Origin of the sequence: Sphingobacterium humi (assembly GCF_009768885.1) — a bacterium.
Taxonomy (GTDB): domain Bacteria; phylum Bacteroidota; class Bacteroidia; order Sphingobacteriales; family Sphingobacteriaceae; genus Sphingobacterium; species Sphingobacterium humi.
Genome location: NZ_WSQA01000001.1, coordinates 127,508 through 141,822, shown reverse-complemented (window position 1 = coordinate 141,822; position 14,315 = coordinate 127,508). Strand labels below are relative to the sequence as shown.

The following is a 14,315-nucleotide window of genomic DNA, read 5'->3' as shown; positions in this document are numbered from 1 at the left end:
ATGTCTTTGGCAGTGCCAAACGATATCCTATCAATTTATAAAACTCTTTAATTATGCCACTTTATCATCAATTGGGAAAAGTCCCGCCGAAGCGCCATACGGTTTTTAGAAAACCAAATGGTGAACTCTATGCGGAGGAGTTAGTTTCTACGCATGGATTTTCGAGTACCTATGCTTTGGTATACCATTGCCATCCACCAACCTTGGTGAAGCAAATTCAGGAACCTTACGATGTGAGCCCCAAGGTAGCTCGTGATAAACACTTAAAGCATACCAGTTTAAAAGGCTTTCAGGTGAAGCCTAAAGCCGATTATTTGGAGAGCAGAGTGCCTGTATTGGTGAATGATGATCTCCATATTTCACTAGCTGCTCCGCAGGAGTCCATGCAGGATTATTTCTATAAAAACAGCCAGGCCGACGAGGTCATCTTTATCCATGAAGGATCAGGGATTTTGAAAACTGGGTATGGAGAGATTCCTTTTGGATACGGGGATTACTTGGTTATTCCTCGGGGCGTTATTTATCAGCTGGAATTTAACGATGCGAATAATCGCTTGTTTATTGTAGAATCCTTCGACCCGATAAAAACTCCAAAGCGCTATCGCAACGAGTTCGGACAGTTGATGGAGCATGCACCTTTCTACGAACGGGATATCAAACGTCCGCAGAACTTGAAAACATACGATGAGCTGGGGGATTTTGAAGTTAAAATTAAGAAACAAGGATTAATCTATCCTTACATCTATGGCAGTCATCCATTTGATTTCATAGGCTGGGATGGCTATCATTATCCTTGGGCATTCTCTATTCATGACTTTATGCCTATTACAGGGATGCTGCATCAGCCACCCCCTGTTCATCAAACCTTCGAGACCAATACCTTCGTATTGTGTAGCTTCTGTCCACGATTGTATGACTACCACCCTGATTCTATCCCGGCACCGTATAACCATAGCAATGTAGACTCTGACGAGGTATTATACTACGTTGATGGTGATTTTATGAGTCGCAAATCCGTAGAAAAGGGGCAAATTACGTTGCATCCCGGAGGAATTCCGCACGGCCCGCACCCTGGTACAGTTGAAAAGAGTATCGGACAAACCGGAACGGATGAATTAGCCGTGATGATTGACCCTTTCCGTCCATTAAAATTAACGGAAGCAGCATTAGAAATTGAAGATCCTGATTATTTCATCTCCTGGATGAGCTAATCCTTTTTAAAGAACTATCACATTATAAACAAAATTATGGCACAAACATTTGCAGAAAAGATCGCATTAGCGCAAGATTTTCTACCTATTAACGGAACGGATTACATTGAATTTTATGTGGGCAATGCCAAGCAGGCGGCTCACTATTATAAGACGGCCTTCGGATTTCAATCTGAAGCTTATGCTGGCCCGGAAACTGGCGTCCGCGATCGTGCTTCTTACGTATTGAAGCAAAATAAAATCAGACTGGTACTGACTACAGCCTTAAAGTCTGATCACCCGATCTCGGAGCACGTGAAAAAGCATGGCGATGGTGTTAAGATTCTTGCCCTATGGGTAGAGGATGCGGAAAAGTCCTTTCAGGAAACGGTAAAACGTGGGGGGAAAGTGTACCAGGAATTGCAGGTAATGCAAGACGAGTTTGGGGAAGTTCGTACAGCAGGAATCTACACCTATGGTGAAACGGTACACATGTTCGTAGAACGTAAGAACTATACGGGAACCTTTATGCCGGGCTACCAACCTTGGAAATCAGATTACAACCCGGAAGAAACAGGATTGCTTTACATTGACCATTGCGTTGGGAATGTGGGCTGGGATCGCATGAATGAAACGGTAGAATGGTATCAGGATGTAATGGGCTTTGTCAACATTCTATCTTTTGATGATAAACAAATCAATACCGAATACTCAGCTTTAATGAGTAAGGTGATGAGTAATGGTAATGGTTATGTGAAATTCCCGATTAATGAGCCTGCCGAGGGTAAGAAGAAATCACAGATCGAAGAGTACTTAGAGTTTTATGAAGGAGAAGGCGTGCAACATGCTGCCTTGGCTACCAACGATATTGTTAAAACCGTAAAAGCTTTGAAAGCTAGAGGGGTAGAATTCTTAGGTGCACCACCAGAAGCTTATTACGATATGCTTCCAGAGCGCATCGGCGCCATCGATGAGGAAATTAAAATTATCCAGGACTTGGGTATCCTTGTGGATCGTGATGAAGAAGGTTATCTCTTACAGATTTTTACTAAGCCGGTAGAAGATCGCCCTACCTTATTCTACGAAATCATCCAACGTAAAGGGGCGCAAAGTTTTGGCGCCGGTAACTTTAAGGCTTTATTTGAAGCTATTGAACGCGAACAAGAACGTAGAGGAAACTTATAAGCTGTAGGAATTAAGAAATGAAAGATTTATTGAAGGCTTTTGAAGAAAAGCGTCCAGAGATTGTATTTGAGTGGAAAGACCCAGAAACCGATGCAGAAGGTTGGGTAGTTATTAATTCCTTACGTGGTGGTGCCGCAGGAGGGGGGACCCGGATGCGTCTGGGTCTTGATAAGAATGAGGTGGAATCCTTAGCAAAAACAATGGAAGTGAAGTTTACTGTCTCAGGACCTGCTATTGGCGGTGCGAAATCAGGCATCAACTTCGATCCGGCAGACCCGCGCAAAAAGGAAGTACTAGATCGTTGGTTTAAGGCGGTAACTCCGTTGTTGAAAAACTATTACGGCACAGGAGGGGATTTAAACATCGATGAGATTACCGATGTTATTCCTTTGACCGAGCAATATGGCTTATGGCATCCACAAGAAGGTGTCTTGAGCGGGCATTTTGATGTGCGTGAGAATGGTCGTATTCATCAGATCGGACAATTACGCTATGGTGTATCGAAGGTGCTTGAAGATGGTAACTACAGTCCAGAGCTTCGCCGTAAATATAAGGTTGCCGATATGATTACCGGCTTTGGTGTTGCTGAATCTGTTCATCATTTCTATGACCTATTTGGAGGGGAGATAAACCAAAAGACAGCTATTATCCAAGGTTGGGGGAATGTGGCGGCGTCTGCTGCGTTTTACCTCAGTAAAATGGGCGTCCGCATCATTGGTATTATTGACCGTGTTGGCGGCTTAATCAATGAAAAAGGCTTTTCCGAAGAAGAAATCGCTGCCCTATTCTTAGGAAGGAATGGAAACTCGTTAGCGGCCGACAATATGCTATCCTTTGAAGAAATCAACGACAGTATTTGGAAGCTTGGTGCAGCTATTTTTATTCCTGCAGCAGCCTCCCGCTTGGTATCGAAGGAGCAGGTAAGCACCATGATTGAACACGGCCTGGAGGTGATTGCATCTGGCGCCAATGTGCCTTTTGCAGATAAAGAGATCTTCTACGGTCCTGTAATGGAATATGCCGATCAGCATGTCGCTGTTATTCCAGATTTCATTGCCAACTGCGGCATGGCTCGAGTATTTGCCTACCTCATGCAGCCCAACATTGAAATTAGTGATGATGCTATATTTTCGGATGTTTCCAACGTCATTCAACAAGCTGTAGCAGCTATTCATCAAGTAGATCCAACCTCCAAGACGGGGATATCATCCCGTGCTTATGAGCTTGCATTGAAACAATTATTATAGTGCTATTGCCAAACCTTAGTGGGTTAATAAATATGCGAAAGGACTGCTCATTGGGCAGTCCTTCGTGTTTTATGGGGTTAATCCTCGCTAAGGTTCGCTATTAGATAGTTTCTCTTGTGGTACGGATGTATTCTTCTATAATCGGTAAGTCTGCATTGGCCCAGTCGTATTTCCATAGATCCACAGGATCTACCCATTGCACTTGCTCATGTTCATTCACACTTAATTTACCCGATTTAATACTACATAAATAAGGGTAAAGGGTTAAGGAGAAATCAGGATAGTGGTATTCCACTTTGGTCAATGGTTTATGGATCGTTACGTTCAAGCTAAGTTCTTCCTCTACTTCGCGTAACAGACATTCTTCCAAACTTTCCGCTTCTTCTTGTTTTCCTCCAGGGAATTCCCATTTCAGCGGGAGTTTCATTTCGGCAGAACGTTGGCAAATCAATAATTGATTATCTTTTTCAATAAGGGCACAGGCTACATGTATCATCAGCTAAATATAAGTATTTTTACGGGGCTCTGAAAAAGAAAAAACTTTCCTGTAGTTAAATTAAGGAGCTTTTTGTAAGTGATTAAATTACCATATCCTTTTTAATCTAAGGAGGCTAATAGCTGTTGTTTTTCAGCTGCATGACGGAGGCGATGGTTTTTAGCACAAAATTACGTCTGTTTTCTACGCTATCTAGCGGTATTTCAACAAGTTGATAGTTCTGTGATAGGTAAGTCTCTTGCATCGCTTGGTAGGTCATCATGGCTTCCTCCCAGGTTTGCTTCCGTTCCTGATCCATTTCATAGATATCTTCCCATGGAGGGAGGATAAATACCAAGGGGTTATAGCGCAATCTGCCAGCATCTGCTAACAATTCTGGATCCAACTCTAGGTTTTCCATATTAGCATAGCAGAAGCTGTCCGGAATGCCGCGGTCGAAAAAGCAGATCAGATTAGGGTGCAGTTGTTTTTGTTCTTCAAAAGAGTGGATGGAACGCTCTAACATCAGATTCGCATACTTCTGTTTGTTTGCCCAGGGTAGGGCATCACCATGCTGCTTCACTTGTTCTTTGATAATATGCCGCGCCTCTTCCGGAATAATAGGAAATCCTTCTTTTTCCAAAGCCTCCAACAGACTCGTTTTACCAACACCAGGTCCTCCAGTTAGTACAAAAAAATTATCCATGGTTTATATTGTGTCATTCATAAGGCAACATAGGCCTAACCTATTAACGAAATACTTAAAAACTTGTTGTCTTTAACAACGCTATTTCCACTAATTATGAAGGAATTAATGAAATTTGTTTAAACAGCTATCTCTGAGCGCCTTTTATTAAAATCTTTTACCGCATTTTATGGCATTATATTGGCTAGTTCTACGCTACATATTAGCTTAAATTTCAGAAGCATTAAACTAAGACGGATATTTCTACCTTATTTTGGATGAATTTGGCAGGCCTCCGCAGCGCATTATTACATGAAGTTCACCGAAACCTTATACCGATCAGCCCTTATCTTATTACTTGTTCTGCTTGGGGCAATTCAGCCTTTACACGCACAAGATAGCTTGGCCAAATACGCTAATGAGGAGCTGTTGGATAAAGCCTTCCAAACACGACAACGCTTTTATCTTACTTACCTGGAAAAGCGCAAGCTGAATGAAGACGAGCAAAAAATGCTGTATCAGGATTTAGGAAGTTCCCTAATCAGTGATGGGGTATTGGATTCTGCCATGCATTACTATCAGAAACTGGACACCTTAGCTTCCAAAACCAAGGATGACTTCCAAGCTTTTGTTGCCAAAATATCCGTTGCAGAAGTCTTATATCGTCAAAAGGAGTATACCCGAAGCCAACAGTTTTTTGAGGCTGCACAGCAGTATATCGCGAAGTTCCCGGAAGGTAGAGAACGGATTCTTGCCGATGCCGAGTATAGCTATTTCTACTATCTAAGTGGCAAGTTTGACCTGTATGTAGCAGAGAACGAGAAGAATCTGAAAGCGATGAATACCTTGCTGGAGCAGCGTAATCTGGATAATTATGAACGCTTGTACCTAATCATGAGTAAGGTGACCCTCGAGGTATTTCTAGCAAAGGGCTATATCATGCAGGAGCAATTTGACCAAGCCGCAAGTTACTTGCAGGACGCGAAGGCGCTTTTGGATAAACACTTCCCAAATGAGGTTCATTTGATGGGCATTGATCAGCAGCTGGGTATGGGACAGTTGCATTTGTTTAAGAAGGAATACGAGCAAGCCAATACCTACCTCAAAGAAGTTATTCAACTAGGAGAGGAGAACAATCACAAAGAATATACCTATAAGGCGCATGTGTTTTTGGCCATAGCGCAATATCAACAAGGGAATTATCAGGCTGCCCTTCAGGAAGCCGAAGCAGCTATTCAGGGAAAAATAGGCGTTGCTGATTATATCGATTTCGAAATGGAATCCTTGCGTTATGCTTATCTTTCAGCCAAGGAGCTAGGTGAAACCGAAAAGGTAATGGAATATTCCCGACAATTTATTGAGCAGGATGCAGCCTTAAACGACAATAAGAAATCCAATTTTGTAAATTCCTTTATCAATAATCTGGAAGTAAATAAATTGGAGGATGACCTCAAAAAGAAAAGTGAAACCAATTACCTCCTGCGGTATAGCCTATTTGGTTTTGGCTTTCTGATCCTTGGCTTAATTTTATTCGGCTATTACCAATTGCGTGAGAACAAGAAAATAAAAGTCAAAATCCGCGAATACATGGCGAAGTTGGATGAGCCGGAGGAAGCCCTTGAACCCCAGGATACCCCTGAGGAGGAAGAAGTCCAAGCAATCCAACCTGAGAGTAAACCTCGTGTCGAAGAGATTGACGAGAAAACCACCCGTATTCTCGAAAAGCTGAAAGACTTTGAGCATGGCGATCTCTTTGTCGACAGTAAAATGAGTCTTGCTTTTTTAGCAAGTTATTTAGGCACCAATACCATCACCTTGTCCAAAGTCATCAATACCCATAAGCAGATGAACTTTAACGATTATATCAATGGATTACGCATTCGCTATATCATAGAAAGGATTAAGAATGAACCGCAGTTTGAGCAGTACAAAATAGCTTATTTAGCCGAGGTTTCAGGATTCTCTTCGCATAGTATCTTTAGTAAGGCCTTCAAAAAAAGTACAGGGGTAACACCTTCCCAGTTTTTAGAATACCTCAAAGAAGAGGCCAGCCAAGTATAGCAGAAAGGGGCTTTATGGGCCTTTCTGCTGGCATATTTATATAATTCCACTAGGCATAGGTTCGTTTCTTCCCTAGCAAGCAAGTATTTTTGGGACTAACATCTGAACAAAAATCTGAAGCCTGTGCTATTTAAATCGCTATTTAAGAAGAAAATAACCTTACCAGCTCATCAGGAGAATTGGCAACAATTTCCTTCTTGTATTCATGGTCAGCAAGCGCAGATAACGGTCGACTTGGGCTGGGCGCCGCATGCGCCATTAGCCAATTTTCAGGAAGTGTTTTATTTAATTATCCCTTTTGATGGAGAAACTCCCGAAGGCTTGCCCTTGGCCGAAACAATGCAGGTGATAAAAGCCTTGGAACAGCAGATTGCCTCGCATTTTAAAAAAGCTGAATTAGAGGCTGTTCATGTAGCAAGTATCAGCATGCGGGGCGAACGCCTGCAGATGTACTATTTTCACAAATCGCAACAGGTGCAGCGCTTTGTTCAGGTGTTAGTGAAAGCATTTGGTATTCGCCTAACCTATCAAACGGATGGCCGCAGGGATAAGAAATGGGAAGATTATTTCACCCTGGCCTATCCTTCACCTGTCCAACTGCAGCTTATTCAGGATCGAAAAAAGCAAAAAGATACCATTGACAACTTATAATCGTAATAAAAGAAGCCTATGTTTTTTTATATAAAAAGAGTAGAAGAGGCTGCCTATAATGCCTCCCATTTACAAAATCCAATAAATCCTGGTGAACCGATGACCTTGTACTTTATTCGGAATTATGCCAGCTCAGCCTTTTTCTCCACGTATTCTAAAAAGGCGGCGGCAATGTATTACGGCCCTAATTATAAACTGATATCCAAACGGAAATGGACGCCAGAGATGCATGCTTATGTGCAGCAACAAGAAGGACAGGTTCCTCAGCCGCCTTTCAAGTTTAAGGTCAATTTCTTTGGCTACGTGATGTTGTTAGGCGTTTTGGCATTATTTGGTTATCTTGTTTATGATTCCTTTATCAAACCTTCTCATGCGGAGTCTTTAATGGAACAGCCTATGGAGAAGCCGGTTGAGGCGAATGCCATCTACTTCGGACACTATGAGAAGTTTAAAGAAGGCGAGCGGGTTGCCTCGGAAGTGCGTTTCGGATGGTTCAAAGTAATTGAAAATAAGAATGGTGTAGTGAAAATTGCCCCAAGCACGCAATTGAGTGCCGGCCATCAAGATCCGAAGACCTTAAACTCTACTGATTTTGAACCCTTAGGCATTGAAGCAAACATCACGGAACAAGCCATATATGGTATCAAATTAAAAAGTACCGATAAGTTGATGGAGTTTAACCTGACTGAAAGAAAATAATGATGCAAAAACAAAAGAAAGAGTGGACAGGCCCACGTGTGGTCAAGGTATTTTTTTTAGTCGTCCTAGTAGGCATTGTCCTCTTTTGTTTTTTGTTGTTCCTCACCATAAAAACAAAATCGACCAGTTTGGTTAAAAAGGAGCCCTATAGTCAGGTCTTAAATAAACCCTTAACCTTCCTGCGAGATGTCTATTTAATCGATTACGAGTATAGGATGAAGGACGATTATCCGCTCTTGATGCTCGATCCACATCATCCTTCCTTTCGAAGTTACGTCGATGCTTTTAAAGCAGATCCCCCACAAGGTATCTATGTAGCCAAAATTCCTGCCGGGCAGCATGTTGTTTTTAGCAATGCTGTAATGTATACCAATGGCGTGTCTGGTAGTTCAACACCTTGTCTATTTGGCGAAATAAACTTCCAGGGCACGGTTTATAAGGTGAGTTACCATTGGGGCGATCAGTCCATTTCCCGCAACTTTGACCATATCCCGGAATCCTGGTCATTCCCCATGGCGCCATGGCAGTCGAAATTAGATATGAAATATTACAAATTACCTACTGCACAATGGTGGTAGCTATGCGGCCTGCAACATCCTTCTAAAAATTAGTCTTTAGCATTCTTGATTGCAATTTTGTGAAATTAGTATTAATTTAAACTTGCAAATCCCCCTATAATCACGAATACCAATTAATAAGAACAACCGCTATAGGGGCTAGACACTAATTTCCAATCATGAACGGAGGGAATCTTTTAGAGCAAAATCTATTATTGTTACAATTGCGTGCTGGGCAAATGGCAGCATTCAATAAACTATATACGATGTATTCGCCTCGTTTATATGTGCATTTGTTGAAGTTCCTGAAAAGCCCAGAGTTGGTGGAAGAAGTGTTGCAAGAGGTCTTTGTACGCGTATGGCAAAACCGAGAAAGCATCGTCCCAGAAAAAGGTTTTAATTCCTTTTTATATACCATTGCACACAACCTAGCGATCAATATGATTAAGAAGATTAATCGCGATCGGGCTTTGCAGATGGAAGTTTGGGCCAGTTCTATTTCCTATTATCTCCACACGGAGGAAAACCTGCTAGACAAAGAACGTATGGCCATTATCAACCAGGCTATCGCCACCTTAACCCCAAAACGCCGCGAAATATTATTGTTCTGCAAAGTCGAAGGCAAGAGCTATAAGGAGGTCGCCGAATTATTAGGTATCTCTGTATCCACGGTTAGCAATCAGCTGGTCAATGCCCTCCAAGACATTCGAACCTTCATCGTAAAAAACTACAGCCAGGAGTATTTATTGGGGTTTTTACTCTTCGTTCATCTTGCCCATTAAAAAAATAACATTTCCCATAGTGTATTTCTTGTTGAGGATTGTATATAGATATAAAGACCAATATCTATAAACCATTATAAACGAACAATCTTGAATAAGGATCATGCTCAGCTAACCCAATTATTACAGGCCTATTTGGAAAATAAGCTTGATTATAAAGATTATGAATCATTTTTCAATCAATTAGCTTCCTTACCCGAGGCAGAATTAACGGCTTTGTTGGATGCGCATGCGCAGGCCGCTGACACCTCCGGCCTTCAAGAGGAGTTTATCAATCAGCGTTTGCATAAAGTTCAAGAACGCATTGCCCAACAGGTGGAACCAAGCCCCAGCATCCTTCCTCAATCTAAAATTAAACAAAGTCGCATTTGGATGGCTGCAGCAGCGGCAGTTTTGTTGCTAACTATTGCAGCACAGCTTTATAAAAAGTACAGCCAACAAAGCAGCGACATCCATACCCAAGTAGTATTAAATCAAATTGATATCGATCCAGGGGGCGATGCTGCGGTATTGCTCGTTGGGGGCAAAAAGATGCAGTTGGAAGGGGAGAAGGCAGGCATTAAGCTTTCTGATTCCAGTGTGTATTATATGGATGGGTCGCTGGCTGTTGGACAACATAGTCAAGAAATTGAGTTGATAACCCCACGTGGCGGGCAATATCAGTTGGAATTATCCGATGGCAGCAAGGTTTGGGTAAATGCAGGCACACATTTAAAAGTTGCTGCAGATTTTAACAAAACCAACCGTCAGATTGAATTGGAAGGAGAGGCCTATTTTGAAGTGCACAGGAATGAGAAACTACCTTTTACGGTACAGTCGGGCGGACAAAAAATAAAGGTCTTAGGCACGGTTTTCAATGTGAATGCCTATGCGGAAGAAGCCTTAACAAAAACAACCCTCGTCTCCGGTTCCTTGCAGGTGAATGACCTGCTTATCAAGCCCAATCAGCAAGCGCGCTATCATAAAAGCCAACAGAATATGCAGAAGTTAGACATCGATGCGGCTACAGCCATTGCCTGGAAAGAAGGCGTCTTTAATTTCACGGGTGTTCCTTTTGATGAATGCATGCGGATTATCGGTCGTTGGTATAACCTGGATGTGATTTATGAAACGGCCGTGCCAGCGGTAGATTTAAAAGGAAAGATGGGCCGTGGTGTCAAGCTTTCCAGCTTCTTGGAATTCCTGGAAATGAATACCGGGGTGAAAGCTGAAATCAAAGAAAATAGACAATTAATTATTCGAAATTAACCAGTATACAAACCAAATGATAAACATATGAAATTAAAAAACTCACCACCATAAGCTAAAAAGCAAAAGGGAAGTGTCGTTACCACTCCCCTCGAGCTTCATTATGATCCATTATTATTACGAACAGAATCATAAAATCTTCTTATTACAATATTATGAAAAATATTTTAGGAAAGATCACGGCCTATTGGTCCTGGTTTCCTATTCCTTGTGTATCCTATCAGAGGTTGCTAATGATGTCTATAAAAGCCTATTTTGTTTTTGCGCTACTCTGTTGTTTTCAACTACGGGCAGAAACTTTTTCGCAAACCCTCAGCTATAAGTCGAACTCGGTACGATTAGAAAACCTGTTTAATTTTATTGAAAAGGAAAGTAAGTACCTGGTTCTCTATGATAACAATGTTATTAAACGCACCAAACCGCTAAGTTTAGACGCGAAGAACTTGTCTTTAACTAAGTTTTTAGAGCTTATACTTGATGGCAAACCCCTTTCCTATGTCATCGACGATAAAACAATCTTTATCAGTCCGAAAGCTCTGGCGCCTGCCAAGTTGAGCCGTGAGGAGAAAATCGAAATTAAACGTATCGATCGCTTGCAGCGCACCGTGAAAGGTAGGGTGGCCGATGATAAAGGGCAGCCGCTTATCGGAGTTACTGTTTCTGAAAAAGGAACAAATAATGGCACCACGACGGATGCCGACGGTAATTTTCAATTGGTCTTAACCAACGATCAAGGAACCTTGGTTTTCGCTTTACTCGGTTATGTATCTGCCGAGCTGCCCATCGGAGGCAAGAGCGAATTTAATGTCAGCCTATTACCTGCTGTCAATGATTTAGATGAGGTAGTAGTCATTGCCTATGGGGTGCAGAAGAAAGTCAATCTGACGGGCGCTGTATCTACAGTTTCATCTAAGGATATCAGTATGCGTCCCGTGGGGCAAACCTCTGCAGGGTTGCAAGGGATGGCAACAGGTGTTACGGTGACCCAACGCTCCGGAAAACCGGGCTCCGATGGCGCCGATATCCGCATTCGTGGTATTGGAACCATTGGTAATTCCAATCCTTTAGTATTGATTGATGGAGTAGAGGGATCTATGAATAATATAGACCCAAATATGATCGAGTCTATTTCCATCCTGAAAGATGCGGCATCCTCCTCCATCTACGGATCCCGTGCTGCCAATGGGGTTATTTTAATCACCACCAAAAGAGCAACCGGCGACAAGATCTCCCTCTCTTATAACGATTATTTCGGATGGCAAAGCCCGACCAATATGCCCAAGATTGTGAATGCTTTAGATCATATCTTATTAACCAATGAAGCCTATACCAATGTTGGTAGTTCTCCACTTTATGGGGAAGATTTGATCGAGGCCTACAGAAAACAAGGCGATGGCAGCTCTGATGAGTATCCAAATACCGATTGGCAGAAGGAATCCCTGTTAGGTTCCGGCTTCCAGCAAAGCCATTTTGTTACCCTGAATGCTGCCAGCAATAAGGTGAAAACCTTAGCCTCCTTAGGCTATTTCGATCAAAAAGGATTGATGCTGAATAGCGGTTTTAAAAGATTCAGCTTCCGCAACAACCTGGATGTAGAAATCAATGACAAATTAAAAGCTAAAATCGATTTGCAATACATCAACCCAACTGTGACATCCCCTTCAGCGGATATTTCGCAGCTTTTTCAATGGATGAACAGTATTCCCGCCAATCAATCCTTCCGCAATTCAAACGGCACCTGGGGCCTCGGCTGGAATGGAAATAACCCGGTTTCAGCAGCAGCCGATGGCGGGGTGGCACATTATAAAACACCTTGGGGCAGTGTCAATGCTTCGGTCATCTATAAACCTTTTTCTTGGTTAACGGCAGAAGTCAATTATGCACCTAAGTATGTGTTTACCGATGAGAAGAACTTTAGACAGGTGGTTCAATCTTATTTGCCTGATGGGCGAAAGAGCTTTGCTGTTCCGGTGCGTTCCGAACTTACGCAAAAGCATAACCAGGAATTGTTCAATAACATGCGGGCAACCCTAACCTTCAATAAAACCATCGAAGGCCATCAGTTGAGTTGGTTATTAGGGGCTTCTCGCGAAGATTATAGCATAGAATCCTTAAATGGGTTTCGGGATAATTTTGTATTGCCGGAGTTTCCTGTCCTCGATGCCGGTTCAGCTTTAAATCAATCCGCTTCGGGAACTGCCTCTGAATGGGCATTACAATCCTTCTTTAGCAGGATTAACTATACCTACAAAGATCGCTATCTGTTAGAGTTAAATGCGCGCTACGACGGGTCTTCCCGATTCTTAAAAGGAAATCGCTATGGATTCTTCCCTTCCGGCTCTGCAGGCTGGCGCTTTACCGAAGAATCCTTCCTCGCCGATGCTAAATCCTGGTTAAATGAAGGTAAGATTCGCGCTTCCTGGGGGAAGTTAGGAAACCAGAACATCGGAAACTATCCGGCTGTTTCTGCCTTAAACCTAGGTTCCTTCAATCTAGGCGATCAGATTGTCGGAACTGCGGCCTTAAACGATATGTCAAATCCTGATATCACCTGGGAATCGACAGAAGAAAAGAATATAGGTTTAGACCTAACCCTATTCAATAATTTTAGCTTAACAGCCGATTTATACCATCGTAAAACCAGTGACATCCTCTTGAAACTCGATATCCCATTAACGCTAGGCCTAAATGCCCCGCAGCAGAATGCAGGTGTTGTTGAAAATAAAGGCTGGGAATTGGGATTAGGCTACCGTAGCAATTTCGATCGCGAATTCCGCTATAACCTTGCCGTTAACTTATCGGATGTTAGAAATAAGGTGCTCGATTTAAGAGGAATTTCCAATACCGGCTTAATCGTAAATAGAGAAGGATACGGAATCAACTCTATCTTGGGCTATGAAGTGGAGGGCTATTTCCAAAACCAAGCAGAGATAGATCAGCATGCTACGCAATTTGGCGATTTAGCACCGGGTGATCTCAAGTACAAGGATCGGAATGACGATGGAAAAATAACAGAGGCAGATAAGATTGTCATTGGTAGTACCATCCCGAGGCTAACCTATTCCTTAAATGCCAATTTGCAATACAAGGGAGTTGATTTTAGTTTCTTGTTACAAGGTGTTGGCAAGGCCGATGGCTACTTGTATGGTGCCGGTATTCAGCCCTTTACAACAACCGGAGCCATTGGTGGAACCATTCGGGAAGATAATAAAGACCGATGGACACCTGACAATCCAAACGCGAAGTACCCCCGTTTAGCCTTTGGAAAAAACAACAATGCGCAGTCTTCTCAGTTTTGGATGAAAGATGCGTCCTATTTGCGGGTAAAGAATATTCAATTGGGCTATACCTTACCTAGCACCTTATTAAACCAAATGCGACTTCAGAAAATACGCTTATTTGTGAATGGATCCAATCTTTTTACGGTCGACAACTTTTGGGAGGGCTATGATGTGGAAGCACCAGTAGGGTATGGTAATTTTTACCCACAAGTGAAGGTATATACCTTCGGATTAGACGTAACATTTTAAGCTTA

12 protein-coding genes are annotated in these 14,315 nt (G+C 42.4%); 10 read left to right on the top strand and 2 right to left on the bottom strand.

Going from position 1 to position 14,315, the window contains the following annotated elements; translation table 11 throughout:
• Window positions 1-53 precede the first annotated feature (53 nt).
• Genes GQF63_RS00580 through GQF63_RS00570 form a run of 3 tightly spaced genes read left to right on the top strand, consistent with a single transcriptional unit; the run spans window position 54 to window position 3,622 of the window.
• Window positions 54-1,211: a homogentisate 1,2-dioxygenase gene (locus GQF63_RS00580; RefSeq protein ID WP_160367157.1), complete on the top strand. Its 1,158-nt coding sequence runs from the start codon at window positions 54-56 to the stop codon at window positions 1,209-1,211.
• A 36-nt stretch (window positions 1,212-1,247) separates the two neighbouring features.
• A complete protein-coding gene (gene hppD / locus GQF63_RS00575) occupies window positions 1,248-2,375 on the top strand; it encodes a 4-hydroxyphenylpyruvate dioxygenase (protein ID WP_212592416.1) in 1,128 nt (375 codons plus the stop codon).
• 17 nt (window positions 2,376-2,392) lie between these two features.
• Complete coding sequence (locus tag GQF63_RS00570) at window positions 2,393-3,622, top strand: Glu/Leu/Phe/Val dehydrogenase dimerization domain-containing protein (RefSeq protein ID WP_160367156.1); 1,230 nt, start codon at window positions 2,393-2,395, stop codon at window positions 3,620-3,622.
• Window positions 3,623-3,722: 100 nt separating this feature from the next.
• On the opposite strand, the gene GQF63_RS00565 is transcribed toward GQF63_RS00570, so the two are convergent.
• Complete coding sequence (locus GQF63_RS00565) at window positions 3,723-4,118, bottom strand: (deoxy)nucleoside triphosphate pyrophosphohydrolase (protein WP_160367155.1); 396 nt, start codon at window positions 4,116-4,118, stop codon at window positions 3,723-3,725.
• Between the two features lie 115 nt (window positions 4,119-4,233).
• Complete coding sequence (locus GQF63_RS00560) at window positions 4,234-4,803, bottom strand: AAA family ATPase (RefSeq protein ID WP_160367154.1); 570 nt, start codon at window positions 4,801-4,803, stop codon at window positions 4,234-4,236.
• A 291-nt stretch (window positions 4,804-5,094) separates the two neighbouring features.
• Here GQF63_RS00560 and GQF63_RS00555 point away from each other — a divergent pair, with 291 nt between their 5' ends.
• From GQF63_RS00555 to GQF63_RS00525, 7 genes are all read left to right on the top strand, one after another.
• Window positions 5,095-6,843, top strand: a complete 1,749-nt coding sequence (locus GQF63_RS00555; RefSeq protein WP_160367153.1) for a helix-turn-helix transcriptional regulator — start codon at window positions 5,095-5,097, stop codon at window positions 6,841-6,843.
• Window positions 6,844-6,966: 123 nt separating this feature from the next.
• A complete protein-coding gene (locus tag GQF63_RS00550; RefSeq protein ID WP_160367152.1) occupies window positions 6,967-7,494 on the top strand; it encodes a DUF695 domain-containing protein in 528 nt (175 codons plus the stop codon).
• 18 nt (window positions 7,495-7,512) lie between these two features.
• Complete coding sequence (locus GQF63_RS00545) at window positions 7,513-8,193, top strand: hypothetical protein (protein ID WP_160367151.1); 681 nt, start codon at window positions 7,513-7,515, stop codon at window positions 8,191-8,193.
• Window positions 8,193-8,771, top strand: a complete 579-nt coding sequence (locus GQF63_RS00540) for a hypothetical protein (RefSeq protein WP_160367150.1) — start codon at window positions 8,193-8,195, stop codon at window positions 8,769-8,771. Before GQF63_RS00545 ends, GQF63_RS00540 begins: the two co-directional genes overlap by 1 nt.
• 158 nt (window positions 8,772-8,929) lie before the next feature.
• Entirely contained in the window at window positions 8,930-9,532 is a 603-nt protein-coding gene (locus GQF63_RS00535) for an RNA polymerase sigma factor (RefSeq protein WP_160367149.1), read from the top strand.
• Between the two features lie 90 nt (window positions 9,533-9,622).
• Window positions 9,623-10,780, top strand: coding sequence for a FecR family protein (locus tag GQF63_RS00530; protein WP_160367148.1), 1,158 nt, complete (start codon window positions 9,623-9,625; stop codon window positions 10,778-10,780).
• A gap of 155 nt (window positions 10,781-10,935) precedes the next feature.
• Window positions 10,936-14,310, top strand: coding sequence for a TonB-dependent receptor (locus tag GQF63_RS00525; RefSeq protein ID WP_160367147.1), 3,375 nt, complete (start codon window positions 10,936-10,938; stop codon window positions 14,308-14,310).
• Window positions 14,311-14,315 lie beyond the last annotated feature (5 nt).